Origin of the sequence: Chromohalobacter sarecensis, from assembly GCF_023061135.1 — a bacterium.
Taxonomy (GTDB): domain Bacteria; phylum Pseudomonadota; class Gammaproteobacteria; order Pseudomonadales; family Halomonadaceae; genus Chromohalobacter; species Chromohalobacter sarecensis.
Map to the genome: position 1 here is coordinate 191,921 of NZ_JAKGAN010000005.1, position 24,622 is coordinate 216,542.

Annotated in this window: 23 protein-coding genes; 15 read left to right on the top strand and 8 right to left on the bottom strand. The window is 59.5% G+C overall.

Features of this window, described 5'->3' with window-relative positions; genetic code table 11:
* The first annotated feature begins 44 nt into the window (after window positions 1-44).
* Complete coding sequence (locus L1071_RS10005; RefSeq protein ID WP_246974020.1) at window positions 45-539, top strand: MarR family winged helix-turn-helix transcriptional regulator; 495 nt, start codon at window positions 45-47, stop codon at window positions 537-539.
* Between the two features lie 34 nt (window positions 540-573).
* On the opposite strand, the gene L1071_RS10010 is transcribed toward L1071_RS10005, so the two are convergent.
* The 5 genes from L1071_RS10010 to L1071_RS10030 all read right to left on the bottom strand — a co-directional run bounded on the left by L1071_RS10010 (window position 574) and on the right by L1071_RS10030 (window position 4,729).
* On the bottom strand, window positions 574-1,635 hold the full coding sequence (locus L1071_RS10010; RefSeq protein WP_246974023.1) for a TRAP transporter substrate-binding protein: 1,062 nt from the start codon (window positions 1,633-1,635) through the stop codon (window positions 574-576).
* Between the two features lie 48 nt (window positions 1,636-1,683).
* Window positions 1,684-2,163 (bottom strand): DUF3237 domain-containing protein, encoded by a 480-nt coding sequence (locus L1071_RS10015; protein WP_246974026.1) that lies wholly within the window; start codon window positions 2,161-2,163, stop codon window positions 1,684-1,686.
* Between the two features lie 27 nt (window positions 2,164-2,190).
* Window positions 2,191-3,510: a TRAP transporter large permease gene (locus L1071_RS10020; RefSeq protein ID WP_246974028.1), complete on the bottom strand. Its 1,320-nt coding sequence runs from the start codon at window positions 3,508-3,510 to the stop codon at window positions 2,191-2,193.
* On the bottom strand, window positions 3,507-4,088 hold the full coding sequence (locus L1071_RS10025; protein WP_246974031.1) for a TRAP transporter small permease: 582 nt from the start codon (window positions 4,086-4,088) through the stop codon (window positions 3,507-3,509). Before L1071_RS10025 ends, L1071_RS10020 begins: the two co-directional genes overlap by 4 nt.
* A gap of 137 nt (window positions 4,089-4,225) precedes the next feature.
* Window positions 4,226-4,729 (bottom strand): MarR family winged helix-turn-helix transcriptional regulator, encoded by a 504-nt coding sequence (locus L1071_RS10030; protein WP_246974036.1) that lies wholly within the window; start codon window positions 4,727-4,729, stop codon window positions 4,226-4,228.
* 240 nt (window positions 4,730-4,969) lie between these two features.
* Between L1071_RS10030 and L1071_RS10035 the strand changes: the two genes are divergently transcribed.
* Complete coding sequence (locus tag L1071_RS10035) at window positions 4,970-6,799, top strand: feruloyl-CoA synthase (RefSeq protein WP_246974040.1); 1,830 nt, start codon at window positions 4,970-4,972, stop codon at window positions 6,797-6,799.
* Window positions 6,800-6,835: 36 nt separating this feature from the next.
* The gene (locus L1071_RS10040; protein WP_246974043.1) at window positions 6,836-7,543 is read left to right on the top strand and encodes a Gfo/Idh/MocA family oxidoreductase; all 708 of its coding nucleotides are present in this window, start codon (window positions 6,836-6,838) and stop codon (window positions 7,541-7,543) included.
* 91 nt (window positions 7,544-7,634) lie between these two features.
* On the opposite strand, the gene L1071_RS10045 is transcribed toward L1071_RS10040, so the two are convergent.
* Window positions 7,635-8,813 (bottom strand): DcaP family trimeric outer membrane transporter, encoded by a 1,179-nt coding sequence (locus L1071_RS10045; RefSeq protein ID WP_246974045.1) that lies wholly within the window; start codon window positions 8,811-8,813, stop codon window positions 7,635-7,637.
* Window positions 8,814-9,255: 442 nt separating this feature from the next.
* Entirely contained in the window at window positions 9,256-10,041 is a 786-nt protein-coding gene (locus L1071_RS10050; protein WP_246974048.1) for an IclR family transcriptional regulator domain-containing protein, read from the bottom strand.
* Window positions 10,042-10,145: 104 nt separating this feature from the next.
* On the opposite strand from L1071_RS10050, the gene L1071_RS10055 reads away from it, so the two are divergent.
* The 9 genes from L1071_RS10055 to L1071_RS10095 all read left to right on the top strand — a co-directional run bounded on the left by L1071_RS10055 (window position 10,146) and on the right by L1071_RS10095 (window position 19,652).
* Window positions 10,146-11,483 carry a class-II fumarase/aspartase family protein gene (locus L1071_RS10055; RefSeq protein WP_246974051.1) on the top strand — a complete coding sequence of 446 codons (1,338 nt, stop codon included), beginning with the start codon at window positions 10,146-10,148 and terminating at the stop codon, window positions 11,481-11,483.
* Window positions 11,484-11,637: 154 nt separating this feature from the next.
* A complete protein-coding gene (locus L1071_RS10060) occupies window positions 11,638-12,456 on the top strand; it encodes a CoA transferase subunit A (RefSeq protein WP_246974055.1) in 819 nt (272 codons plus the stop codon).
* The gene (locus tag L1071_RS10065; protein ID WP_246974058.1) at window positions 12,456-13,232 is read left to right on the top strand and encodes a CoA-transferase subunit beta; all 777 of its coding nucleotides are present in this window, start codon (window positions 12,456-12,458) and stop codon (window positions 13,230-13,232) included. The genes L1071_RS10060 and L1071_RS10065 overlap by 1 nt, the downstream gene beginning before the upstream one ends.
* Before the next feature lie 10 nt (window positions 13,233-13,242).
* Complete coding sequence (gene pcaF / locus L1071_RS10070) at window positions 13,243-14,448, top strand: 3-oxoadipyl-CoA thiolase (protein WP_246974062.1); 1,206 nt, start codon at window positions 13,243-13,245, stop codon at window positions 14,446-14,448.
* A 10-nt stretch (window positions 14,449-14,458) separates the two neighbouring features.
* Window positions 14,459-15,628 carry a bifunctional 3-oxoadipate enol-lactonase/4-carboxymuconolactone decarboxylase PcaDC gene (pcaDC, locus tag L1071_RS10075; RefSeq protein ID WP_246974077.1) on the top strand — a complete coding sequence of 390 codons (1,170 nt, stop codon included), beginning with the start codon at window positions 14,459-14,461 and terminating at the stop codon, window positions 15,626-15,628.
* Window positions 15,629-15,723: 95 nt separating this feature from the next.
* Entirely contained in the window at window positions 15,724-16,746 is a 1,023-nt protein-coding gene (locus L1071_RS10080; RefSeq protein WP_246974081.1) for a TRAP transporter substrate-binding protein, read from the top strand.
* A 17-nt stretch (window positions 16,747-16,763) separates the two neighbouring features.
* Window positions 16,764-17,288, top strand: coding sequence for a TRAP transporter small permease (locus L1071_RS10085; RefSeq protein WP_246974083.1), 525 nt, complete (start codon window positions 16,764-16,766; stop codon window positions 17,286-17,288).
* On the top strand, window positions 17,281-18,567 hold the full coding sequence (locus L1071_RS10090; RefSeq protein WP_246898439.1) for a TRAP transporter large permease: 1,287 nt from the start codon (window positions 17,281-17,283) through the stop codon (window positions 18,565-18,567). Before L1071_RS10085 ends, L1071_RS10090 begins: the two co-directional genes overlap by 8 nt.
* A 71-nt stretch (window positions 18,568-18,638) precedes the next feature.
* Complete coding sequence (locus L1071_RS10095; protein ID WP_246974086.1) at window positions 18,639-19,652, top strand: TRAP transporter substrate-binding protein; 1,014 nt, start codon at window positions 18,639-18,641, stop codon at window positions 19,650-19,652.
* Window positions 19,653-19,670: 18 nt separating this feature from the next.
* Here L1071_RS10095 and L1071_RS10100 read toward each other — a convergent pair whose 3' ends face one another.
* Window positions 19,671-20,597 (bottom strand): LysR family transcriptional regulator, encoded by a 927-nt coding sequence (locus L1071_RS10100; RefSeq protein ID WP_246974089.1) that lies wholly within the window; start codon window positions 20,595-20,597, stop codon window positions 19,671-19,673.
* Between the two features lie 97 nt (window positions 20,598-20,694).
* Here L1071_RS10100 and mdlC point away from each other — a divergent pair, with 97 nt between their 5' ends.
* The 3 genes from mdlC to pcaQ all read left to right on the top strand — a co-directional run bounded on the left by mdlC (window position 20,695) and on the right by pcaQ (window position 24,526).
* Window positions 20,695-22,281, top strand: coding sequence for a benzoylformate decarboxylase (mdlC, locus tag L1071_RS10105; RefSeq protein WP_246974108.1), 1,587 nt, complete (start codon window positions 20,695-20,697; stop codon window positions 22,279-22,281).
* 84 nt (window positions 22,282-22,365) lie between these two features.
* Window positions 22,366-23,388 (top strand): TRAP transporter substrate-binding protein, encoded by a 1,023-nt coding sequence (locus tag L1071_RS10110; protein WP_246974111.1) that lies wholly within the window; start codon window positions 22,366-22,368, stop codon window positions 23,386-23,388.
* Between the two features lie 211 nt (window positions 23,389-23,599).
* On the top strand, window positions 23,600-24,526 hold the full coding sequence (pcaQ, locus tag L1071_RS10115) for a pca operon transcription factor PcaQ (protein ID WP_246974119.1): 927 nt from the start codon (window positions 23,600-23,602) through the stop codon (window positions 24,524-24,526).
* The last annotated feature ends 96 nt before the right edge of the window (window positions 24,527-24,622 follow it).

Below are 24,622 nucleotides of genomic sequence, written 5' to 3' on the forward strand. Positions count from 1 at the left end.
TCCATCATAGTGCGCTATGCTGCGCTTGCAAAGAGGAAATCCCTATGACCAAAGTTGAACCGCAGGCCTCGCATGACGCGAGCTCCTCCGTTGATGGCGCGCCGGAAACGGTGCGTGTCGCCTATCTGATCGGGCGTCTCGATCGCGCATTGCGTCGCCATATCAGTGAGGCCGTGCATCCGCTGGGCTTGACCATGCAGCAATACACGGCGCTTTCGGTGTTGGCCTGGCGTAGTCCGTTGTCCAATGCCCAACTGGCGGAGAAGTCGCTGGTCTCGCCACAAGCCGCCAACGAAATGGTCAAGGCCATGGAAGGCAAGGGGCTCGTGGAACGTTCTCCCGACCCTCATCATGGGCGCATCGTGCAGATCCACATGACCGATACCGGGCGAAGTACGCTCGATGAGGCGAATCACGCCGTCGAGGCACTCGAACGGTGCATGCTGGAAGCACTCAGCGCGTCTCAGCAACGCATGTTTCAACGCCATCTCAAGTCCTCCCTTAAAGCTTTGGGGGCCGGCCTGGTCGAGCCTGAATAACGGCTCGACCGGCACTGCCTTTTCCTGCCATGGGTCAGCGTGTGTATTCGTTGACGAGTTGCGTGGCGCTGTCGTAGAGCGCTTGACCGTCGAGCCCTTTGGCGTCGGCCTCGGCGATCCAGTCATCGACGACCTCTTGACCAACCGCCTGCCAGCGGGCGGTTTCTTCGCTTTCCAGGCGGGTGATCGTGCCCGGTTGCTCGCCACTCTGAATGGCCAGGATTTGGCGGTGGTCGGCATGGTCCATGATCTGACCGATCTGATACGCCTCGCGGCTTCCGGAGTGCGCATCGATGACGGCTTGCAGGTCATCGGGCAGGGCGTCGTATTTGTCCTGGTTCATGGCCACGATCATCATCGTGGTGTAGAGCGCCCGATCACCGCTGAAGATAGTGTGTTCGGTGGTGATATCGGCGAGCCCCATGGCGGTGATGGCTTCGAAGGGAATCACCGTGCCGTCGAGCACGCCACGTGATAACGCCTCCAATGCCTGGGCCACCGGCATACCGATGGGCTCGGCGCCGAGCTTGGCCAGGTAGCGGTTTACCAGCCGGCTGGGGCCGCGCATCTTGAGGCCCTCGATATCCTCGAGGGATGCGATACGGGTTTCTTTGGTATGCAGTGCGCCAGGGCTGTGGGTGTGCACGGCAATGGGGTGCACACCCTCGAGTTCGTCCTGCATGTGTGTCATGGCGTATTCATGTGCGGCCTGACTCGTCGCGGCACCCGAGGTCGGCAGGAAGGGCAGGTCGAAGACTTCCGCCTTGGGGAAACGCCCCGAGTTGTAACCCAGCACGGTCCAGATGATGTCCACCTGGCCGTCCTTGGCTTGATCGTAGAGTGAGGGCGGCGTGCCGCCGAGCTGCATGGAAGGATAGAGCTGCACCTCTATGCGTCCATTGGATTCTTCTTCGATGGCCTCTTTCCAGGGGATGAAGTACTCCTGGTGCACGGGCGCCGAGGCGGGGAAGAAATGATGCAGCCGCAGGGTGTATTCGGTCTCTTGGGCTTGGGCCTGGCTGGCAACAGCGATCGAGAGTGCTGCCGCAGTGGTCATTACGAAGCGACGCAGGTGTGAAGTGGCGTGTTGGGTCATGGCGAGGTGCCTCATTGTGGTTGTTGTATGACGCTGGGTGGCAATGGATCAGCCGACGGCGAAAAGGTCGATGACCACGTTGTCTTTGGTGCGTGCCGCGCTGCCCAGAAACAACGTCCGGTTGAGCCACTCCAGCCGCGTGCTGGTGGTGAAAAAGCGCGGCGCGGTGTGGAAGTAGTAGTCCTCGGGCGGCACGGCCTCTCCGTCTCTTAGCCGCTGCATGACGGCTGGCGGGCCGTGGCGAAAGCCCGTGTTTTCTACCTCAAGGCGCTCGCCGTCGTCGGTTTCCAGGAAATAGCGTGCGTATAGTTCAGCCACGCCATCCGGACGTATCGTTTGCCAGTCGCCGCCCGCGGCGAGAATACGGCCATTGAGTCCCTCGCCGGTCACGTCGCCGCCGGTGATGGCGATGAAGCGACGCTGGCCGTGTGCGCTCTCGCCCAGTTCCCAGGGCGAGGCGACGTCCACCGTTAGGCGGGCGATGAAATCCAGCGTGGGCGTGCGAAGTGGGTTAGTAGACGACATCATGTGGTCTCCTCGAGCGGTGTGGTGACGTCAATAAAGCCAGTAGACGAAACCCAATGTGATGGACGGGAAAACCACCAGCATGATGATGCGCAGCACGTCTGCCGCCAGGAATGGCAGGATGCCCTTGAAGGTCTCGGTCAGCGGTACGTGGGGCGCCATGGAGTGGATGATGAAGATATTCAGTCCCACCGGTGGTGTGATCATCCCTACTTCCACGACGACCAATGCCAGGATGCCGAACCAGATCGCCACGTCGCCGGGAGGCATGCCGAAATCCATGCCCGTCACGATGGGGAGGAAGATGGGCACGGTGAGCAGAATCATCGACAGGCTATCCATGAAACAACCCAGTACCAGGTAGCACAGCAGGATCCCCGCCAGGACGATCCAGGGGCTGATTTCCAGGCCCACGATCCAGCCCGCCGTGATTTGCGGCAATTGCGTCAGGGCGAGAAAGCTGTTGAACACGCTGGCCCCGAGGACGATGAAGAAGATCATCGCCGAGGTGACGGCCGTGTCGAGGAGGCTCTCACGCAGCCCTTCCCAGCGCAGCCCACCGCGGATGACGGCTAGCAGCCCGGTGGCGGCGGCACCCACGGCGGCGGCTTCGGTGGGCGTGAAAATCCCTGTGTAAATACCGCCGATCACGATGACGAAGATCGCTGCACCAGGCCATACATCGAGCAGCGAACGCCAGCGCTCACCGGCCGAGGCCTTGGCCTTGCTGGGGGCGCTATCCGGAAAGAAGCGCACGAACAGTGAGATCGCCACCATGTAACTGAGCGCGGCAAGGATGCCGGGGATCAAGGCGGCGGCGAACATCTCGTTGATGTTCTGTTCGGCAAGGATGGCGTAGATGACCAACACCACGGAGGGCGGGATCAGAATGCCCAGCGTACCGCCTGCGGCCAACGCGCCGGTGGCCAGACTACCGCGATAGCCTTGACGCTCCATTTCCGGTAGCGCGACTTGCGTCATGGTCGCGGCAGTTGCCAGCGAGGAGCCGCAAATGGCGCCGAAGGCACCGCAGGCGCCCACCGTCGACATGGCGAGGCCACCGCGACGATGGCCCAGCCAGTCGTTGGCGGCCTGAAACATGGCGCGTGATAGCCCGGCGCGTGCTGCGAATTGTCCCATCAACAGAAAGAGGGGAATGATTGACAGCGTGTGGCTGGAAAAGTGCTCGTAGGGCAGTGTCTTCAGGGCATTGAGGATACCCATCGGTCCCGTGATGAGCATCGAGCCCAACGCGCCGATAACCAGCATGGCGAGGCCGATGGGTATGCGGGCGCCCATCATGGCCAGCAACAAGACGAAGCCGCCTGCGCCCAGAGTAAGAGGCGTCATGAGGCATCTCCTTGTGTCGCGGGGGCGGCGTCGTCCGAGAACGTGGAAAAGAGCCGGTATAGACAGACTAGCGAGAGCAGGGTGAAACCGACGATGCCGGCGATATAGCCCCACCACAGCGGGATACCCAGCAGCATGCTGGTTTCCATGTAACGGTGCTTGTCGAGCAGGCCGTGATACAGCCGCCATGTCATCAGGCATGCAACGACGAGGAACAAGGCTTCCGCGAGAACGGCGAGACAGCGCTGCACGCCCAGCGGCGCGCGCATGACCAGCAGATCCACCGTGACGTGGCCGCCGCGCAGATGGCAGTACGGCAAGAAAAGAAACACGGCGATGGCCGTTCCGAGCTCGACGAGTTCGTAGTCGCCGGTGATGGGACCGATCCAAGCCAGTGCCGATAGGTCGCTGATCAGCGGCAGGCTAGATGCCCAGCGTCCGAGAATGCTGACCACTGTCATCAGTGAGAGCGCCGCGACGATCAATCCGCCGATGATCGCGGCGAGCCGACAGGCTGTTTCGAGGCCTCGGCGTAGGCAGGTGATGCTGGCGTTGGATGTCGTCGCTAGGCTGCTCATGATTATATCTTTATAGGTTGCGTGGATCGGCCAAGGCGGTTAGGGGTATCGTTTTTAGTTGCTTTGTATAATTAATTGTCCCGAAGCAGGTGTGCAAGCCATGTCGCTTCAATTTGCCTAAAATTGCGGCTAAAGGATTAGTCGTTACCTTCCTCGGAGGCATAAACTTTACGCAGCAAGGTCAATAATTGACGCCGCTCTATTTCGCTAAGTAATTGAGTTGCGTCTAAATCACTTTGCTCTGCCAACCCTTTCAAGCGCTCGACGAGTGCCTCGCCGGTCTTGGTGAGGAAGATGCCGTGTGAGCGACGGTCGCGCTTGCAACGTACCCGCAATGCCAAGCCACGCTCTTCAAGACTATTAATCAAGCTAACGACTCGCGGCGGATCGATGCTCAATGTCTGGGCAAGATTGGATTGCGTCACGCCCGGATAGCCCTCGATGACTACCAGCGAGGAAAACTGTGCCGGTCGAATGTCATGCTCGCGCATGGCCTCGTCGAAGTGCTTGAAGACCTTGAGCTGCGCCCGTCTCAGGGCATAGCCAAGGCGTTCCTCGAGCACTAATCCTGTGACCGTGGTTGGGTAGGCTTCCTCGAGGGGTGTTTGCTCCGGGGAGGGCGTTTTCTTGGATGTCGTCATCGGGGGTTCCTTCTTCGATACCATAGTTAATAGTAGAAACTATATTCTGAATGCATTGTTTACGATATCGGTGTGGATAGGCAATACCGTCGACTAATGGGCGCTTGTGTGCACCTAAAGTCTCATGCGGTGCGTCTAGTCAAAAAAATAGTTACCTATTATAACTATATCTATCACGTTGCTGGTGAAGAACGTATCGCTGAATAACAAGTTTAATCACAGACTAATGGAGCGCCTTTCATGTCGTCCCCTTCCGGTAACCGGTCTTCGCCCCGTTCCGAGAGCGATGCGTTCGCACAGGCGTATCGACTATACGGTGGTGAAGTGCTGGATTACCCCCGTTGCATGACCCAGCGTCTCGCGCACTGGGCACGTGAGACGCCGTCGACAACGTTCCTGGCCGAACGCGAGGGGGCGCAGCGCGACTGGCGAAAGCTAACCTTTGATGAAGCGATGCCGCGGGTGACCCGTCTGGCACAAGCGTTGCTGGATTACGGCCTGTCCCCGGAGCGTCCCGTCGTGGTGCTGTCAGGTAACAGTATCGAGCATGCGTTGCTGGCGTGCGCCGCCATGCATGTAGGCATCCCCTATGTGCCGGTATCACCGTCCTATGCCCTGCTCTCGGAAGATTTCGTCAAGCTTCGCCATGTCGTCGATCTCGTGACCCCAGGGCTCATCTTTGTCGACGACGAAGCTCGCTTTGGCGCAGCTCTGGCGGCCGTTTGCGATGAGCAGGTGACCTGCGTAGCGACGCTGCCGACTCAGCGAGCGCTGGCGTTCGAGACACTGGCGGCGACGCCGGCACGGGCCGAGGTCGATGACGCTCATGCCCGCGTGACACCGGATAGCGTCGCCAAGTTGCTGTTCACCTCGGGCTCGACGGGTATGCCCAAGGCAGTGATCAACACCCAACGCATGCTGTGCAGCAACCAGGCCATGCTCGAGAAACGTCTGGATTTCTTGTCTCGGCACAAGCCGGTGTTGGTGGACTGGCTACCCTGGCATCACACCTTCGGCGGCAACACGATCCTCGGCATGACGATCCATAATGGGGGATCGCTGTACATCGATGACGGCAATCCGACGGCGGACGGCGTGCGGCGCACGGTGGATAACCTGCGTGAGGTGTCGCCGACGTTCTATTGCAACGTACCCAAGGGGTTCGAGGCGCTGGTCGAGCATTTACGTGACGATGAGGCGTTACGCACGGCGTTCTTCCGCGATCTCGAGATGATGCACTTCGGTGGAGCCGTGTTGCCCGTTCACGTGCGCGAGGCGCTGGATACCTTCGGCGAGCAGGCATGTGGACGCCCCGTGCCCATGCTGACGGGGCTTGGGTCCACCGAGGCTTGCCTGGCGTTCTGCACCGCGGAGGCCAGTGGTACGCCGGGCCTGATCGGTCAACCCGTGCCGGGGATGTCGCTCAAGCTGGTGGCGACGGATGACAAATGGGAAGCACGTCTCAAGGGGCTCAATGTCACGCCTGGCTATTGGCGCGACGCCGAACGTACCGCCGAAGCATTCGATGACGAAGGCTATTATTGTACCGGGGACGCGATGCGACTCGCCGATCCCGAGTACCCTGAGCGTGGGCTGATCTTTGACGGACGCTTGAGTGAGAATTTCAAGCTGGTGACCGGTACCTGGGTCAATGTGGGCATCTTGCGACTGCAGCTTATCGAGCACTTCGCCCCGCTGGTGCAGGACGTGGTGATCGCCGGTGAAGGGCGTGGCTATCTCACCGGGTTGGTGGTGCTGAACGTCCCGGCGTGCGCACAGCATGCAGGTGTCTCGACGTCATCGCTGGGTGACCTGGCGCACGACGCCACCTTGCACCAATGGTTCACGCAACGCCTGGCGTCCTGTCGTCGAGGGCAGTCGAGTTCTACGTGTCTGGAACGCTTGTTGATTCTGGATACGCCGCTTTCGGTCGATCGCGGAGAATTGACCGATAAGGGGTCGGTCAATCAGCGGCTGGTGCGCGAGCGCTATGCCGATCTCGTCGACACACTCTATGCCGATGCTCCTCACGATGCGCGCGTGGTGCTACCTGCCCCCCAAACCCAATAGGGGGCGTTAGACGGGCTGGCCAAGACGCCAAGTCATATGCATGCCTCCCAGGCCGAGCAAGCGATTGATGCTGGTAAGCATGTGCTCTGTGAAATACCCATGAGTCTGAACTTGGTCGATGCCGAGCGCATGACGGCGCGAGCCCGTGACTCGAACACCGTCGCGATGGTGGCCCATACGCGTCGCTTCAACGCTCCGCATTGGGAAATGAAGCGGCGTATTAAAGCGGGTGTGTTTCATCTGCAGCATTTCGTCAGCGAGACGTATTTCCTGCGTCGCGAAAACCTCAATATGCAAGGCGAGCCTCGTGTCTGGACGGATCATTTGTTATGGCATCATGCTTGCCATAGCGTGGATCTTTTTGCGTGGTTGCTGGAGGATTTCGACTTGGATGTCTGGGGAGGGCGAGGGCCGATTCACCCCGAGCTAGGGATTGCCATGGACATGAATATCGGCTTGAGGTCACGCGATGGGATTCTGGCGACCTTGACGCTTTCCTTCAACAATCATGGGCCATTCGGCGGGTTTTATCGCTATATCGGTGAAGAAAGCACATTGCTGGCTTATCGTGATGAGCTAAAGGATTATCGAGGAGAGGTGTTGCCTCTCGAAGGGACGGGGGTTCAAGCGCAGGACGCCGAATTCATCACCGCCATTCGCGAATCTCGTGTACCTGAAGCGGCGTTTTCACATTGCCTTCCTACTATGCGACTTCTCGATAAGCTGGAAGCGCTAATAGGCTGAAGTCCGTGAAATGGCACAGACTATTTTTGGCCTTCCATGAAAAAGGCTGGCGAAACGCCAGCCAAAATCACGATCGATCACTATCACAACACTAGAACTGGAAGGTAGCGCTTGCCTGCAGGCGGCTTGCATCGTCGGAGTTGCCGTTGATCTGCTCGACATCGGCGTTTTGATACTCAAGACCCACGGCCAGGCGTTGGGTGACATCCCAGATCACGTTGGCGAAGGTGTAGTCGATGGTCTCGAACTGGGCACCATAGCTATCGGGAAGGTCCTGGTCGAGACGCGAGAAGCCAACGGAGCTGAACCAGTCGTCGGTCCAGTTATGGTTGAGGGATACACCGAAGGCACGTGTCTCGACGGCCTCGAGTTCGTTATTGTCATTAACGTAGACATCGGGTGCATTGCGATGCCCGGTATTGCCGGGGTTGCCCATGTAGTTACCGATACCTTCACCATAAGTCGCACTACCATGTAGGCTCGTCATCGGCGTAAAGGGTAGGTTGAACTGTGCTTGTACCCCGTAACCGGTGGTTTCGTCATCCACGGTATTGGTGATGTTATTGGTGGAGAGCTGGCGCGCGACACCGGAAAGAGCGAACAGGCGCTTGTATTCGTAGCGTACCGTCAAGTCGGGGAATTGACTCTCACCATCGGCAACGCCTGCGTCGTCACGTGCGATCACCGTATCCGGATCCTCCACGGAGAACGATAGGTTGCCCGCACCAAGTGGCTGGGTATAGCGCAACTGGGCCTGGCGCTCGAAGGCATAACCTTTAGGATCGCCCAGCGCCAAGGTGCGTGTGCCACCCACGAAACTCATGAAGTTCGTCCAGGTACGGCCCGCCAAAAAGCCATTGAGTTCGCCATAGGCATGGCGCAGGTTGAATTTGCCGTCCGGGATGAAATGCCCTTCGAAATAGGTCGTTAATCGGCCATAGTCGGTCATGGTATGCGTACGGAAGTTAAGACGCGACTCATAGGCGGTGAAGTCGCTGCGTCCATCGGTACGATTCGATGGATCCATGACCGCATAAGGGTCGGTAGCCTTACCAAGGTCATAGTCGAAATCGTAAAGCATATCGAGCTTGACATAACCACCGAAGGCGATATCGGTTTCGGTGCCTGGGATGTTGATGGTCGAGCGATGGTTCCACGGAGGACCGACGCGGCTTGGGTCGCCGGTGACCACGGGTTGGCCCGCTTCAACGACGTCGAAGGCATAGGCGGGAGCCGTCGCCACGCCAGCCATGCCTGAAACGAGTGACACGCAGAGCGCGAGTTTTGTCATCTTGAATGTTGTTATATCGGATCGCATTGGTGAGCTGCCCTTTTTAGGAAGTTATCGAGCTTGGTGCGCATGAATGAGTATGCGTTTCTGAATCGACGGGAAAATTAATTTTTTACCGTCTCCCCATGCATTTTTCTGATGAAGCTAGGTCATATCTCCTTCGTCTACCCCATGAACTCAGGAGGGAACCACGCTGGTCGAGCGAAAGATCTGCTGTGCATTTTGTTCCCCGGCTAATGTTTTTATCGTCTTATAAGTTCGTAATACGAACCTTGATTCGTCTTGCGTACAGAGAAGCTGAAAAAAAACGCCCTTCCTGTCAATGAGGAAGGGCGCGGTAATTTATGAAGCTGATATAACGCTTTGTATTAAAGTGGTTTTTAAGTTCTTATACTTTGGTTGTGACGCATGTTTTTTGCGATTAAATTAACGTTTCTTTTATTTCTAATGCCTTTTCTTTCAAGCAGGGTAGGATATTTTCCTCAAGCCTTTCGAGAGGCACGCGAGCGGAGTTCGTCGAGACGTTCATTGCGCCGATAAGACGTCCTCCCCCACTGAATATGGGCACGGCGAGTGAGCGAAGCCCCGAGTCGAGTTCCTGGTCGACGATACAATAGCCTTGCTCTCGGGCTTTGATGATCTCGGCTTCGAGCGTTTTAAGATCGGTAATACTATGCGCGGTATGTGCTACGAGCTCGCTTTCTTGCAGGATGCGGTGGCGCTCTTCGTCCGGCAATGTTCCTAGCAAAATGCGTCCCATCGAGGTGTAGGCGGTGGGCAGTCGAGTGCCTACCGCAAGCGTGATGGCCATCAGTCGATGCTTGGCCGCAGAGCGCGCGACGTAGATCACATCCTTGCCGTCGAGTACGCCTAGGGACGAGGATTCGCCGGTCTCATGCGTGATATCTTCCAGGTACTTTTGGATGGCGTTGTGGTAGTTGTTCGCCGACAGGAAGGCGTAACCCAGTTGTAGCGTCTTGGGTGAAAGTTCGAAATAACGCTCCTGCTTACGCACGTATCCCAAGGCATGCAAGGTCAACAGGAAGCGCCTGGCCTTGGCTCGGTTCATGTGGGTTTTCGTGGCGACCTCGCTGAGTGTCATGCGAGGGCTGGCCTGATCGAATGCCATGATGACTTCCAGGCCGCTTGCCAATGCGGTAACGAAATCCCTGTCGTCGGGCGTGAGCGCTCCGTCTTGTGATGCCATGTGCCGTGATGCCTCGTTGTTGATTGTCAGGTATCTTGGAGCAAACCTATCATAAAGTTCGAAATGCGAACATTTGTTCGCCTTGATTCCGGCTGGAGATCCGCATGTACGACACCCTACTTCGCCACCCCTTCATGAGCTCTGCGGGACGTTCGGCGACCCAAGCCCGTGATCTGATAGAGGCTATGGCGGTCGTCGAAATCGCTCTCGCCAGCGAACAGGAAGCGCTGGGTATCCTCCCTACCGGCGCCGCCGATGGCATCGAACGTGTTCTCCGCGCGCATGTGTTTGACCTGGAGTCGATGGCCCAGGAGACCGTTCTGGGCGGCAATGCGGCAATTCCTTTCGTCAAGCAGGCCAAGGCGGCCCTTCCCGATGAACTCAAGGGAAGTTTTCATCGTGGCGCGACCAGCCAGGATATCCTCGATACGGCCTTGATGTTACTCCTCAAGCCGCGCCTCGAGGCATGCTTGACGCACTTGAAACATAGTCGTGAGGCGGGCTGCGTGCTCATGCGTATGCATGCACGCACCCCCATGGTGGGTCGCACGCTGATGCAACAAGCATTGCCCATTACTTTCGGGGTCAAGGTCGCGCAATGGGCGGAGAATCTGGCCCAAGCCGAACGGCGTCTCAAAGACGTGGCTGAGACAGGGCTCTACCTGCAATTCGGTGGTGCGGTGGGCGTTCACTCCGGATTGGGTGCGCAAGGGCTGGAGGTGATGGATCGTGTCGCCGCGCGGCTGGGGCTCGCGTCGCCGTTGCTGCCATGGCACACCAACCGCCAGCCGATCTTGGCCCTGGCCGGTGCCATCGATGCGGTGGCGGTGGGCGTCGAGAAAGTGGCGTTGGATGTCTCGTTGCTGACGCAGTCGGAAGTCGCGGAAGTCAGCGAGCCTGCCGTTGCTGGTGCCGGTGGTTCGTCGTCGATGCCCCATAAACGCAACCCGGTGATTTGCGCGCGCTTGCGGGCCGCGGCGCGCCAGATTCACGGGCAAGTGGCGACGCTCAGCCATGCCGGGGCGCAGCCGCTCGAACGGGGGTTGGGTGAATGGCATGCCGAGTGGGCGCCGATGCTGGATGCCGTGCTGCTGATGGAAGGTGCCCTGGAATCTCTGGTCGAGCTTTGGGAAGGCCTGGAAGTACACCCCGAGACGATGCGGCATAACCTGGCGCTGACCGGCGGCGCGATCATGGCCGAGCCCGCGGCCCGCTTTCTCGCCGACGCTCTAGGGGCAGACGCCGCACAGCGTATTGCCAAGGAGGCCGTCGAAACCTCGCGTCGCGAGCGGCGTGATTATGCCGATGTGCTCTTGGCTGACGAGGAAGTGGCGAGGCAGGTGGATGCTCAGGATCTGCGGGCATGTGTCGATCCGGGTTTATACATTGGTAGTAGTCCGTGGCAGGTTGAGCGTGTTCTGGATGCGCTGGAAGTCATGTAACTTTCTATATTTAAAGCATTAGTTGTTTTTCTACCGCAAGGGCAACGTGGAGGCGTTGCCCTTTTGTGTGTTTGACCGGCCGTCGCAATCCCGATAATTTTGTTCGTATCACAAACCAGTGTTCACCAAGCGAACAAATTGCGAGGCAATCCGCATGGCCGAATTTCTTAGCCTCCATGACGCCGTGGCGCGCTATGTCGAAGATGGTGCCACCGTGGCCATGGAAGGCTTCACCCACCTGATTCCCTTTGCCGCTGGGCACGAGATCATTCGCCAGGGCAAGCGTGACCTGACGCTGATCCGCATGACGCCGGACTTGGTCTACGATCAATTGATCGGTGCCGGTTGTGCCAAGAAACTGATTTTCTCTTGGGGCGGTAACCCCGGTGTGGGGTCGCTGCATCGCCTGCGCGATGCGGTGGAGAAGGGCTGGCCGCACAAGGTGGAGATCTTCGAGCATAGTCATGCGGCTATGGCGTGTGCGTTCGAGGCCGGCGCGGCGGGGCTGCCGCTGGCGGTGTTGCGCGGTTACGTGGGCAGTGAGCTGCCCAGCGTCAATGATCAGATCAAGTACATCGAGTGTCCGTTCACCGGGGAACGCCTCGCGGCGGTGCCATCGGTGCGTCCCGATGTCTCCCTGGTGCATGCGCAGAAGGCGGATCGCAAGGGCAACGTGCTGGTGGAAGGCATCATCGGCGTGCAGAAGGAAGCGATCCTCGCCGCGGGCAAGAGCATCGTCACCGTCGAGGAAGTGGTCGACGATCTTGAAGCCGGCCCCAATGCCTGCGTGATTCCCGGTTGGGCCATCGACGCCATCGCGGTGGCCGAGAAGGGCGCTTATCCCTCCTACGCCCATGGTTACTATCCGCGCGACAACCGCTTCTACAAGGAGTGGGACGCCATCGCCCGTGACCGTGACGCCTTCCAGACATGGCTCGATGACAACGTCTATAACGCAGGAGGTCAGGCCTGATGAGTAACGAATACACCTCTGCGGAAATGATGACCGTGACGGCGGCGAAAGCGCTGGAAAACGGCATGACCTGCTTCGTGGGCATTGGCTTGCCCTCCGAGGCCGCTAACCTGGCGCGCCTGACGCACGCACCGGACGTGGTGCTGATCTATGAGTCCGGCACGCTGCAGACCAAGCCCGAAGTGCTACCGCTGTCGATCGGTGACGGCGAGCTGTGCGAGTCGGCGTTGACCACCGTCTCAGTGCCGGAAATGTTCCGCTACTGGTTGCAGGGCGGCAAGGTCGACGTGGGCTTCTTGGGTACCGCGCAGATTGACCGCTACTGCAATCTCAACACCACGCTGATCGGTGACTATCAATCGCCCAAGGTGCGTTTGCCGGGCGGTGGCGGGGCACCGGAGATCGCCACCAGCGCTGGCGAGGTCTTCATCACGCTCAAGCACTCCAAGCGAACCTTCGTCAACGATGTGGATTTCATCACCACGCTGGGTTTCGGTCGCGACGGCAAGGCGCGCGATGGCGTGCCCAACATCGGCCGTGGGCCGACTAGGGTGATCACCGACCTGTGTGTCATGAAGCCCGATCCCGAGACCAAAGAGTTGGTGGTCGTATCGCTGCATCCCGGCGTTACGCGTGACGACGTGATTGAGGCTACCGGCTGGGAGATTCGCTTCGCCGAGCAGCTCGAGACGACACCGACGCCGGATGCACGCGAGCTGGAAGTGCTGCGGGACCTCAAGGCACGTACCGAACGTAAACACGCCGGCGAGGCGTGAGGAGAATTCGATGAGCGATGTTTGGCTGTGTCATCCCACGCGTTCCGCCGTGGGGCGCTTCGGTGGCGTGCTGGCCAGTGTCCGCCCCGACGACCTGGCGGCGACGATCTTCCGCGCTGTGCTGGCCCAAGCCCCGGATCTCGATCCGGCGGCCATCGATGAAGTGATCATGGGCTGCGCCAACCAGGCCGGCGAGGACAATCGCAACGTGGCGCGCATGTCGGCGTTGCTGGCCGGGCTGCCCACCAGCGTGCCCGGTACCACGATGAACCGCCTGTGCGGGTCGGGCATGGACGCCGTGGGTACGGCGTTCCGTGCCATCAAGGCAGGCGAATTCGAACTGGCCCTGGCGGGCGGTGTGGAATCCATGTCGCGCGCGCCATTCGTGATGGGCAAGGCCGAGAGTGCCTTCGCGCGTGCTCAGGCGATTGAGGACACCACCATCGGCTGGCGCTTCGTCAATCCGCTGATGAAGAGCCACTACGGTGTCGAGTCGATGCCCGAGACCGCCGAGAACGTGGCCGAGCAGTTTCATGTTTCTCGCGAAGATCAGGATGCCTTCGCCGTGCGCTCGCAGCAGAAAACCGAGCGCGCCCAACAGTCGGGGCGTCTGGCGCGGGAAATCACGCCGGTCGAGGTGCCACGTCGCAAGCAGGATCCTCTGATCGTCGATCAGGACGAGCATCCGCGTGCCGGTACCACGCTGGAGAAATTGGCCAAGTTGCCGACCCCATTTCGCGAGGGCGGCAGTGTCACCGCCGGCAATGCGTCCGGCGTCAACGATGGCGCAGCGGCGATGCTGGTCGCCAGCGATGCCGCCGTTGCGCGTCACGGGCTTACCCCCATGGCGCGCATTCTGGGCATGGCCACCGCCGGCGTGGAGCCACGCATCATGGGCATGGGCCCGGTGCCGGCCACACGCAAGCTGCTCGAACGTCTGGGTATCGGCATCGACGATGTCGACATCATCGAGCTCAACGAAGCCTTCGCCGCCCAAGGGCTGGCGTGCCTGCGCGAGCTGGGCGTCGCCGACGACGACCCGCGCGTCAATCCCAACGGCGGGGCGATTGCGCTCGGCCATCCGCTGGGCATGTCCGGTGCGCGCTTGCTGCTGACGGCAGCGCATGAATTGCACGCGCAGAACAAGCGCTACGCCCTGTGCACCATGTGTGTCGGTGTGGGCCAAGGCGTGGCCACTTTGATCGAACGCGTTTGAGGAGAACGGCATGGCTTTCTTGACGGTAGCGGAACGCACGATCGCCTATCGCGATAGCGGCGAAAACGCGTTGCCAGCGGTGCTGTTGGCACATCCGCTGGGCATGAGTCAGGACGTCTGGGAAGGCGTGGTGACGGCCCTGCGTGGGCGCTTTCGCTGCGTGACCTGGGATTTTCCCGGTCATGGCGCAAGCACTGGCCTGACAGCGTCGGTAACGCCGGACGACCTGGCCGAGGACGCCTTGGCTCTGGCCGATGCCCTAGGCCTTGCGCGCTTTCACTTCGTGGGCACGTCGGTCGGTGGCGTGGTCGGCCAGCAGTTGCTGGCCCAGTGCCCCGAGCGGCTCATCAATGTAGTGCTCACCAATACCGGTGCGGTCATCGGCACGCCGAATAACTGGCATGCGCGGGCGACGCGAGTACGTCAGGAAGGCCTGGCCGCGATGGCCGACGAGATCGTACCGCGCTGGTTTACCGAGGCGTTCGTGCAGCGTGACACGGCGGCGTATGCGGGCTGGAAAGTCCAGCTCGCGCGCACCGATGCCGAAAGTTACGCGCGGCTCTGCGAAATGCTGGCCGCGACCGATTTTACCGGCCGGTTGCGTGACGTTACCGGCCCCGTGCGTCTGCTGGGTGGGCGCGAGGATCTTTCCACGCCCCCCGAGACCTTGAAAACGCTCGCTTCCCAGTTCGGCGACGCGCGCCTCGAAGTGCTCGAGAACATCGCCCACGTGCCCAGCGTGGAAGTGCCCGAGGCGATCGCCAAGCGCCTGCGCGCCTGGTTGGGCGAGGAGCACGCCGACGAGAACGGCGTGAGCTATGCCGCTGGACTGGACACCCGCAAGCAGGTGCTGGGCGATGAGCACGTGGCACGCGCCAGCGAAAATGCCACCACGCTCGACGCGCCGTTCCAGAACATGATCACGCGTATGGCTTGGGGCGAGCTATGGGGCAACGAGGACTTGAGCCGCACCGAGCGCAGCATGATCACCCTGGCGGTGCTGGCGGCGCTGGGCCGCGACGGCGAGCTGGAGCTCCACCTGAAAACCGCCCAACGCATTGGCCTCAGTGAAGCGCAACTGCGCCAGACGCTGATGCATGTCGCGATCTACGCTGGCGTGCCGGCCGCTAACCATGCCTTCTCGATGGCCAAGAAACTGGGCTGGGGCAACACCCTATAACGAGAATCCCGCCTGGATAATGCCTTCCTCGGAAGGCGATTGAAGCGAGAGGTCCTTAGCGGATCTCTTTCGAGATAATAAAAGGAATCAATGCCATGAAACGTACGCTAACTTGCATGCTCACCCTCTCCCTCACGGCGGCGGCCGTGTCGACCGCCCATGCGGAAACCACGCTGCGCATGTCGCATTTCTGGCCGGGCGCTTCGTCGATCAATAAAGATGCCTTCGAAGCCTGGGCCGCAGCAGTGGAAGAAGACTCCAATGGCTCACTGACGATCGAGAACTATCCCTCCCAGACCTTGAGTCAAGCCGATGAAACCTATGAAGCGGTTGTCAACGGCATCGCCGATATCGGGATCACTGCGCAGGGCTACACCAACGGCCGCTTTCCGCTGAGCCAGATCGTCGAACTGCCGGGCGTGGCGTCGTCGGCCCCCGAGGGCGCCTGCGTGCTGCAAACGCTCTATGACGATGGCCAGATCGCCGACGAGTACGATGACACTCATGTATTGTTCATGTTCACCACGGGGCCGGGGTATATCCACACTCGCGATACCGACGTGCAGAAACCCTCGGACCTCGAAGGACTGCGCATGCGCCGCCCCACGGCCGTGGCGGGCAACATACTCAAGAACATGGGCGCCGAACCGACCGGCATGCCGGCACCGGAAATCTATACCTCCATGCAGCGCGGTGTGCTCGATGGCTTGAGCTTTCCCTGGGAAGGCATGAAGACCTTCCGTCTCAACGAGCTGACCGAGTACCACACGCAGGTACCGTTCTACACGCTGATTTTCGTCGCCACGATGAGCCAGGACAAATATGACAGTTTGTCCCCGGAGCAACAAAAGGCCATCGACGAAAACTCCGGCATGAAGTGGGCTGAGAAAGCCGGCAAGGTCTTTGCTGCCGATGATAAGGCTGGCAAAAAGGAAGCCGAAGAAGCCGGACACACCATCCGTGTCATCGACAATCCGCTCGAGAATTCGGAATGGGAAAAGCCGCTCAAGGCGGGCATCGATCAGTACCTGGGTAATCTTGAGTCGCGCGGTCTCGATCAGGCGCGAGATGTCTATTACGCCGCGCTTGAAGCGCGTAAATCCTGCTCAGCCGAATAAGGCTAGGAGAGAACGGTATGCAGCAAGGGCTCACTCGGCTCAGCCACTGGCTGGGCTCCCTGTGCAGAATCATTGCCGGTATAGCGCTTCTGGCTTTGCTGTCGGTCACCATTCTCGACGTGGGTCTGCGTTACTTGAGTGATCTTACTAGTGGTGCGATATCCCTCAGCGTGTCGGGTAGCGTGGAACTAGTCAGTTACCTGATGCTGTTCTCTCTGCTCGCCGCCATGGCCGCGAGCGTCGAGAAAAGCCAGGTGGTGGTCGAAGCGCTGACCCATCGTATGAACGATGTTTTCAAGGCGCGCTTGCACGGCTTTTACCTTCTGGGCTTCATGGTGCTTGGGATCATCTTGTGCGTGGGTCTGATCAATTCGGGGCTCGGTGCCATATCTCATGGTGAAGTCACGCAAGACTTGAGAATTTCCATGGGACCTATTTATTTGTTTGCCGCCTTTCTGAGTGCACTACTCAGCTTGCGAAGCTTGATGCATGTCTTGCTGAGCGGCGTCTTCGGCCAACAGGAGGAAAGCGCCAATGGGTAGTGAAATGATTGGCGGTATCGGTCTGGCCTCGCTGCTGGTGTTGATGATGCTGCGTGTGCCCGTGGCGCTATCGATGTTGATCGTCGGTGTCGTGGGGTTCTCGCAGATCATCAACATGGGCGCCGCCCTGTCGATGGTCAAATCCGTCCCGGTGGAGGTACTGTCTAACTACAGTTTTAGTGCGGTTCCCATGTTCATTTTAATGGGTGTCTTGGCGGCGCACTCCGGCATGGCGGGTAAATTGTTCAATTCTACACGCATGATCTGCGGAGGTTGGAAAGGGGGGCTGGCGATCTCGGCGATTGGTTCCTGCGGAATCTTTTCGGCGATTTCCGGTTCTTCTCTTGCGACGGCAAGCACCATGACGCGTGTCGCGCTGCCCGAGATGGAGCGCTATGGCTACAACCGTGGTCTAGCCACCGGCGCACTGGCCGCCGGCGGAACGCTGGGAATCATGATTCCGCCGAGTATCGCGCTTTTGATCTACGCCATTCTTACCGAACAGTCGGTAGGCGATATGTTCATGGCGGGCCTTATACCCGGTCTGATGGGGCTCGTTTTCTATTCATTGGCGATCACCGTCGTGATGCGGCTCAAACCTTCGCTTGCGGTCGCGGGAGAGCCCACATCCTGGAGCGATAAAATCAAATCCCTGGCAGGATTGTCACCTTTCTTCGGTGTTTTTCTGCTGCTTATATTGGGCATTTATTTCGGTGCTTTCACGCCCACAGAAGGGGCGAGCGTGGGGGCATTCGCGACCTTGTTGTATGCCTTGGCCAAAGGGATGCGAGCCAGGGGGTTGTGGCAGGCCGTGCAGGAAACATTGGCACTTTCCTCGGTGGTGTTTTTCATGCTGGTAGGAGCCGAGACGCTGGGCTACTTCATTTCGGTCTCGCGTATCTCCTTCACTATCAGTGAGTTCCTGTTAAGTATGGATCTCACGCCGCTCGTCGTGCTGCTATGCATCCTGCTGCTGTATTTTATCCTCGGGATGTTCATGGATTCGATCGCCATGCTGGTAATCACCGTGCCGGTCGTGTTCCCGATCATTCAGACAGTGGGCATCGATCCGGTATGGTTCGGCATCGTGACCGTTTTGACCGTCGAATTAGGTCTGATAACGCCACCGGTGGGGATGAATGTCTTCGTGATCAAAGCCATGGCACCCCATGTGGGGCTGGGGGAAATCTTCAAGGGAGTGGCGCCTTTCATCGCCGCCGATTTCGTTCGATTGGCGCTACTGATTGCGTTCCCCGTACTTACCCTATTTCTCATCTGATTCCAGGAGTGGAAAACGCTAGCTGTATTGATGGACGAACGATAGCAATAAACAAATAATGAGGTTCTGAAATGAAAACAATATGCTACGCCGCCGGTTTGACCCTCGGGCTCACTGCTTTGCCCAGTCTGGCGCAGGCGGAAACGCTACGCCTGGCCCACGTATGGCCAGGTGGCTCCAAGATCGACACGGAAATCTTTCAGGCGTGGGCCGATAGCGTGGAAGAAGACTCTGACGGTCGCTTGGAAGTTCAGGTGTTCCCGGGCCAGACGTTGGCCAAGTCGGACGCCACCTATGAGGCGGTGGTCGATGGTATCGCCGATATCGGGGCGACGGCCCAAGGCTATACGTCTGGGCGTTTTCCCCTGACCCAGGTTATCGAAGTCCCCGGTGTTTCCAACAGCAGTCGTCAAGGTTCCTGTGTCTTGCAGAAGCTCTATGATCAAGGCGACCTCGATCAGGAATATTCGGATTCGCACGTGCTTTTCATGTTCACGACCGGGCCTGGCTACCTGCACGCCAAGGAAAAGCTGCTCGAAAAGCCCAGCGACTTGGAAGGCATGCGCCTGCGTCGTCCGACCTCGTTGGTGGGTGACATGATGGAAGATCTTGGCGCGCAACCCGTCGGTATGCCGGCACCGGATATCTACACCTCGCTCCAGCGTGGCGTAATGGATGGCTTGAGCATCAATTGGGAAGGCGCCAAGACGTTCCGCGTCAACGAACTCGTCAATTACCACACCGAGGTGCCGCTATACGACCTGGCACTGATCGCGACGATGAACAAGGACGACTACGAGAACTTGCCGGACGATCTCCAGAAAGTCGTCGACGAGCATAGCGGTATGGAATGGTCGATGAAGGCCGCCAGCGTTTACGATGGACTCATCGAAGAAGGTCGTCAGGAAGCGCTCGACGCGGGCGATGAAATCATCACCATCGATAACCCGTTGCAGGACGACGATTGGGGACCGGTTCTCAAGGACACGATCAATCGTTATGTGAGCGACTTACAGGAAGACGGATTACCAGGGGCCCAGACGTACGACAACGTCATGACCCTCAAGGAATCCTGCGAGTCGTAAGTCACACCGCATGGTCCGTCAGCGTGTGTCTGACGGACCGTCCTTTTCATGCCCCGGGGCGATGGCCTCGATGAGCGTTTGACGGAACCACTCTTGCGCCGATGAGTCATCGGCATGGCGTGGCCAGTAAAGTGTTACCTCGACATTCGGCACGTCGAAAGGCAGCTCACATATCTGTAGGGCGGCTTCCCGAGCAAAGATTTGCGCGATCTGCTGGGGGAGTATCGCCAGCAATTCTGAATTCTCCAGGATACGAGGCAACGCCGAGAAGTGAGGCACGACGACGCTGACTTTGCGGCTGATGTCATGTGCCTTCAATATATCTTCGACGAGCCCGTGGCCCGATGATGGCGAGATGACGATGTGATGTTCTTGTGTAAAGGTCTCCATGTCGAGCGTCTGCTGAACGCGTGGATGCTGCTTGCTTAGCAAGCAGACATAGCGCTCCTCAATAATGGCTTTCTTCCCCAGGCTGGGCGCCGTTATATCCCGGCTGCAAACGACGGCATCGACACTTTTATTGTCGAACCATGCGTTGATCTTCTCTATTTCCAGCGGCACGACCTCAAGCTCTACATGTGGCGCTAGCGCCTGCATGCGCTGAAGAATCGCAGGCAGCAGTGTCGTTTCTCCCAAATCGGTCAATGCCAGCCGAAAACGCCGCTGCGAGTGGCGAGGATCGAAATGCTGATTGTCGCTGATGGTGTGCTCGATCTGCGTCAAGGCATGGCGAAAAGACGCGTAGACCTGCGTGGCAAGGAAAGTGGGCTCCATGCCATCGCGCGTTCTGGAAAAGAGAGGGTCATTGAAAAGTTCGCGAAGCCTGGAAAGAGAATAGCTGACGGAGGGTTGGGTGACATTGAGCCGGTGCGCGGCGAGGGTAACGCTACGCGATTCATACAGTGTCACGAATGTCCGTATGAGATTAAGGTCTATAGGGCGCATTCGAATAAGTCCTGTTTATTTTGTATAGAAAGAATAATGATTTGAGTAGTGTTGGCAAGAAAACTATCGTTCTATAATACGACGTTTCGAGGTAGTTATGCCCACCGTACATTCTGCGACTTATGAACTATTGCGTCGCCAGGGATTGACGACTGTCTTCGGTAATCCCGGCTCTAATGAGCTGCCTTTCTTAAAGAATTTCCCAACTGATTTTCGTTATGTTCTGGGGTTGCATGAAGGCGTCGTCGTCGGCATGGCGGATGGTTTTGCCCTGGCCAGTGGACGTCCGGCCCTGGTGAACCTGCATGCTGCTGCTGGGTCCGGCAATGCGATGGGCGCGTTGACCAATGCCTGGTATTCGCATTCCCCCTTGGTGCTGACTGCTGGCCAGCAGGCGCGCTCGATGATCGGTGTCGAGTCGATGCTGGCCAACGTGGATGCGCCGCAATTGCCACGACCGTTGGTCAAGTGGAGTTACGAGCCGAGCTGTCCGGAAGATGTGCCACGTGCCTTGAGTCAGGCGATCCACACCGCCAACTTGCCGGCGCGGGGGCCGGTCTACGTGTCGATTCCGCACGATGACTGGGGGCATGAGGTCAGCGCAGAGACCGCGCTGCTCAGCGAGCGTGAGGTGAGCAGTGCCGCGCTACCCTCTGAGGCGCAACTCGAGACCCTGGCGGAGCGCTTGAACGCGGCCCGCAATCCAGTGTTGGTGCTGGGGCCGGATGTCGATGCGTATAGTGCCAACGCCTTGGCTGTGACGCTGGCCGAGCGCATCAACGCGCCGGCCTGGGTGGCGCCGTCGGCCTCGCGCTGCCCCTTCCCGACGCGCCATGCGAGCTTTCGTGGCGTCTTGCCGGCGGCTATACAGGGCATTTCGGATCGCCTCGCGGGGCATGACCTGATCGTCGTCATCGGTGCGCCGGTATTCCGCTATCACCAGTACGCGCCAGGGCGTTACCTGCCCGAGGGCGCCAAGTTGATCCATCTTACCTGCGATATGCAGGAAGCCGCGCGCGCCCCCATGGGCGATGCCCTGATCGGTGACATCCACGCCACGCTCGAGGCCTTGATGCCGCGTCTCCAGCAGAGCGACCGGGCGCGTCCCGAAGCGTTGCCGCGGCCCGAGCCGCAAGTGGACCCCGAGGGCCTACTGACACCGGAGACGGTGTTCGATGTCATGAATGCGTTAGCCCCGGAAGATGCGATCTACGTCAAGGAGTCGACTTCGACGGTGACGGCGTTCTGGGAACGTGTGGAAATGCGCCATCCCGGTAGCTATTTCTTCCCCGCCGCCGGTGGGCTGGGCTTTGGTTTGCCGGCGGCTGTCGGCGTGCAGTTGGCGCGCCCCGAGCGTCGCGTGATCGGCGTGATCGGCGATGGCTCGGCGAATTACGCCATCACCGCGCTGTGGAGCGCCGCGCAATATCGTATCCCGGTGGTCTTCGTGATCCTGAAGAACGGCACCTACGGGGCGCTGCGCTGGTTTTCCCGGTTGCTGGATGCCGAGGACTCACCCGGACTCGACGTGCCCGGGCTCGATTTCTGTGCCTTGGCCAAGGGCTATGGCGTCGAAGCCGTGGCCGTCTCGGCCCGTCATGACTTCGAGACGGCACTGCAAACCGCCCTCGACGATGACAAGCCCCGCGTCATCGAAGTTTCCACGACCACCATCGAGCCTTGAAAAACGCCTTGCATAACAAGCACGTCGCCAGATTGTGAATGCCACACGACCGTACACATCACACAACGATAACGAGGTCATATAATGAAACACGCCATCTCATGCTGCCTTCTGGGGCTCGGGCTTACCGCTGCGGCAAGCGGTGTCCAGGCCGATACCACGCTGCGTCTGGGCCACCTGTGGCCGGCGCAATCCGCCGTCAATCAAGATCTCATCGAGGCCTGGGCGAAGCAGGTCAAGGAAGATTCCGATGGGGCGCTTCAAGTAGAGATATATCCCTCGCAGACGTTGAGCAAGGCGAACAGCGCCTACGAAGGGGTGGTCAACGGCGTTGCTGATATCACCATCACGCTGCAGGGCTATACGGCGGGGCGCTTCCCGCTTTCCGAGATCGTGCAATTGCCCGGCGTCTCCGCCAGCGCGCCGCAAGGGGCGTGCATCCTGCAGTCGCTCTACGACGATAATGATTTGGGTGATGAGTACGCCGATTCGCATCCGCTGTTCTTTTTCACCACCGGGCCGGCCCCCCTGCATACGCGCGAAACCGAGGTCCAGTCACCCGAGGATCTCGAGGGGCTGCGTATCCGTACGCCCAGCGAGGTCTCCAGTGACATGCTGGAAAGCATGGGCGCCGATCCGGTGGGCATGCCGGCACCGGACATCTATACCTCGATGCAGCGTGGCGTGATCGATGGCCTGAGCCTGCCTTGGGAGGCCATGAAGGTCTTTCAGGTCAATGAGCTGGCCAACTACCACTTGGATATTCCCTATTACACGGGTGCCCTGATGGCCATCATGAACCGCGACACATACGAGGCGCTGTCACCCGAGGCACGTAAGGCGATCGACGCCAACAGCGGCATGCGCTGGGCCGAGAAAGCGGGCAAGGTATTCTACAGGCTCGATACCCAAGGCAAGGAACAGGCGCGCGAGCAGGGCGACACGATCCATAGCGTCGAGGATCCCTTGAATGACCCGCAGTGGTCCGGCCCCTTGAAGCGAGGCACCGAGCATTACCTCGAACGTCTGAAAGAACGTGGCATCGACAATGCTCAGGCGATCTACGATAAGGCCTTGTCCTTGCGTGATGGCAAATGCGCGTTGTAATGCAGCTACACTCGCGTGACACGACGCCGCCTTACGAGGCGGCGCCGTTGTGTTTCACGGCAATGAGTCGATGGCGATAATCTGCGTCGCCATGGCCGGTACCAAGCGCCTGCTGGTATCCTCTTCTCACTGATGCCGACCTTGGCGGGGTCGCGACATCGCGCTTCATGTGTGCGTTGCACCCCTGCCCGTGATTCGTGAGGACACCGCGATGCTGAGCGCTCGCGTCAAGCTGCGCCATCTCATGGCGTTTCAGGAAGTCGCGCGACTGCAGAGCTTGGCCAAGGCCGCGCAGGCGCTTTCCATCACCCAGCCAGCGATGTCCAAGACGATTCGCGAGCTGGAAGAGATTCTCGAGACGACGCTCTTCGAGCGCAGCCCGCAAGGCGCTACCTTGACCGCCGCCGGTTTGACCCTGCTGCGTCACGCCGGCCCGGCGCTGCGCAGCCTGGGCGAGGGGTTTCAGGCGGTACGGGATACTGCCCAGCAGGAAGCGGTGGTGCGTCTGGGTGCGCTGTCGACTGTCGAGGAAGGCTTGCTTCCTCGGGCGCTGCATCGCCTGCATGCCCAGGCACCGCAATGGCGCGTTCATGTGGTGACGGGGCCCAGCGCTTACCTGCTCTCCCGCCTACGAATGGGGGAGTTGGACGCGGTGGCCGGACGCATGAGCGAAGCGCGCGAAATTCGCGGCCTGCAGTTCGAGCACCTGTATTATGAGCCGCTGGTGCTGGTGGTGCGCGCCGGACATCCGCTGTTGGCGCACGACACACTGGAAAGCGAAGCGTTGACCGCCCATGCATGGATCGTCCCACCAACGTCGACCACCCTGCGTGATCAGGTCGAGCGCTTCTGGGTCGAGCAAGGCGCCGAGCCGCCGCGTATCGCGTTGGAAACCTTGTCGCTCTCGCTGAGCCGTCGTTACGCCCTGGCCAGCGACGCGCTGTGGGTCGCGCCTCTCGATGCGGTACGCGAGGATCTCCGCGATGGCCGTCTGGCACGCTTGCCCGTGCGCCTGGAATCACGGGGCGGCTCCGTCGGGGTGTGCACCAACATTGCCCTGCCGCGCAACCCCGGTGTCGACGCCTTGAGCGCGTGTCTGCGCGATATCGTTGCCGAAATGGCAGCGCCTTCGGTGTGACGGCGCTCGGTCGCATGCTTATGCCTTCGTCTTATAGACCTTTGGCCGATATATCCTCTGGGTTATAGCGGTGGTCGGCCATTTCAATTGGCAGGC